Source organism: Halanaerobium sp. (assembly GCF_003070835.1).
On the sequence record NZ_QBLR01000414.1, the window covers coordinates 1 to 2,442 of the forward strand.

Below are 2,442 nucleotides of genomic sequence, written 5' to 3' on the forward strand. Positions count from 1 at the left end.
CATCTTGCTTCTTCCATTGTTGCAAGAGTCAATTCTTCTATTTATGCCAATAATATTTCTTTAAAGAAAAATAAAGGAAAGGCCGTTATTTCTGCTGCCATGCCATTTAATATAGTTCCTTTAAAAGAGACTATAAGCAAAATAAGGGATGAAGAGGAGTTAAAGAATATTAAAATTTTAGTGGGAGGAAAAATATTTAATGAGAATCTTAAACTCTGGGAAAAAGTAGGTGCAGACGCCTGTGCTTTTGATAGTAAAGAAGCTCTTAGACAGGCTAATAAATGGTGGGAAGAAGTGGATGGTAAAAATGTTTGAGGATCTTTATTCTGATTTACCCTATCCAATAAATTGTTTTTTAAATCAAGTCAGTGATTATATAATAATTAATTTAGATAAAAAGCTAAATATTATAGGTTTCAATAAAAACTTTTTGGATATAACCCAACTTGAGAAAGAAGAAATTATAAAGTTAAAATTAAATGAAGTTTTCACTGGAGAAACTATAGGATATTCTGAATTAAAAAAAATAAAAAACTATAAAAGATTTGAGCTATCATTAACCAAAAAAATAAGCACTAGCTATTCGTATCTTAACTTTACCTGCTATATTTTTAGTTTAAAAGAAAATGGTTTTTATTTGTTTGGTCAAAAAAATAATCTAAAACAGGAAGATGTCATTAATAAAATTTCTAAACTCAATAATCAATTATCAAATGCAACTCGTGAATTAAACAAAAAAAATTTTCATCTACAAGAAGCTAATAAAAAAATTAAAGAGCTTGCAAGAACTGATGAACTCACAGGATTAAGCAATTACCGCCACTTTATTGAATATACTGACAGAGTTATTTCTTATTCACAAAGACATTTATTTCCTCTTTCTCTAATAATATGTGATTTTGATAAATTCAAAAATATTAATGATAGTTATGGTCATGATGTTGGGGATGAAGTCCTAAAAGCTTTTGGTCAACTTTTAATAGCAGAAAGCAGAAAGGGAGATATGGCTGCCAGAATTGGTGGTGAGGAATTTGCGATTGTTTTAAATGGGGCTTCATTAGAAAATGGAATAAATTATGCAGAGAGAATAAGAAAAAAGACAGTAAATTTAGAAGTACCATCACTGCCGCAAAAACTCACTGTAAGTATGGGGATTACTGAACTGAGAAATAGTGATGATTACAATACTTTTTTCAAAAGAGCTGATCTAGCCCTTTATAAGGCTAAAGAAAATGGTAGAAATCAGGTCTGTAGTCAGTAACAACTAACCTTTATTGTTAATTTTTCAATAAAAATAGCATTAATAAGGATTTGATTACTATCTTAAAACTTATTAGGAGTACAAATAAAAGTAAAATAATTATTTTATTGATGTTCATGATCATAATTCTGCTTTCTTCTAATGTAAAAAGCCAGACAATAAACGAAATGATCGACTTAATCGATAAACACGGAGCTATGATTTTTCTTATCAATCAAGAAAATGGTGAAATTATCTATGCTAATGAAGCTGCAGTTAATTTTTATAGCTATCCAGAAGAAGAGCTGCTTGCGATGAACATTTCAGATATTAATATTTTAAGTCCCGAAGAAATGGCTGAAAAAATAGAACTTGCTCGTTCTGAACAGCAGAACCATTTTGATTTTAAACATAGATTAGCTTCGGGAGAAATAAGAAATATAGAAGTGTATTCCTATCCAAATAATTTTAATGGGACACCTGTTCTTTTTTCTATTTTTAATGATGTTACTGCGAGAGTAAAAGCAGAAGCCAATAATAGAAGGATAAGAACCTATTTATATATTTCTTTTGGCCTGATTATTTTGATTTTATTGGTTTTTAGTATTCTGTTCTATAGAAAAAACAGGAAGCTGAAATCAACTAAAAATGAATTGGAAAATTTCAATAAACTTTATCAGACTTTTATAGATGCTAACGATAATCTAATTTATCTAAAAGATAATAAAATGAACTATTTATTTGTAAATGAAGCAGCTGCTGAATTTTATAATAAATCCAAAAAAGAAATAATCGGGAAGAATGATTATCAGATAAGCAATAGAGAATTTGCTAAATTTCGCAGATTAACTGATGACAAGGTTTACCATCAATTAATGGTTAGTAGTGAAAAGAAAAGAATAGTTGAAGAAGTTGAATGGAATGATAGAGTTTATAAGGTTACTAAATTCCCAGTAAAACTTTTAGATGGCAGTTATGGAGTGGGTGCATTTATTGGAGATATTACAGAACAATTTGAAAAAGAAAAGCAGATAAAATACCTTTTATATAGGGATAGTTTAACTGAGTTATATAATCGGCGTTTTTTTGAAGAAGAGATTAAACGACTGGATACCAAAAGGCAGCTCCCGATAAGCATTATTATGGCTGATGTCAATGGTTTAAAACTTATCAATGATAGCTTAGGCCACGAAAAGGGAGAT

At 29.1% G+C, this 2,442-nt stretch carries 2 protein-coding genes and 1 pseudogene; all 3 read left to right on the forward strand.

Translation table 11 applies throughout. From position 1 onward, the window contains the following. Positions 1 to 315, forward strand: a pseudogene (locus CI949_RS19835) (hypothetical protein); the annotation flags it as partial. Next, a complete protein-coding gene (locus CI949_RS19840) occupies positions 299 to 1,261 on the forward strand; it encodes a GGDEF domain-containing protein (RefSeq protein ID WP_290769648.1) in 963 nt (320 codons plus the stop codon). The pseudogene CI949_RS19835 and the gene CI949_RS19840, both read left to right, overlap by 17 nt. 50 nt (positions 1,262 to 1,311) lie before the next feature. Continuing rightward, the coding region (locus tag CI949_RS19845) for a PAS domain S-box protein (protein WP_290769651.1) at positions 1,312 to 2,442 on the forward strand (1,131 nt) is incomplete at its 3' end.

Excerpts from the sequence above, each read along its gene's own strand:
- CI949_RS19840 (WP_290769648.1), top strand. The coding sequence starts at position 299 with ATGGTAAAAATGTTTGAGGATCTTTATTCTGATTTACCCTATCCAATA.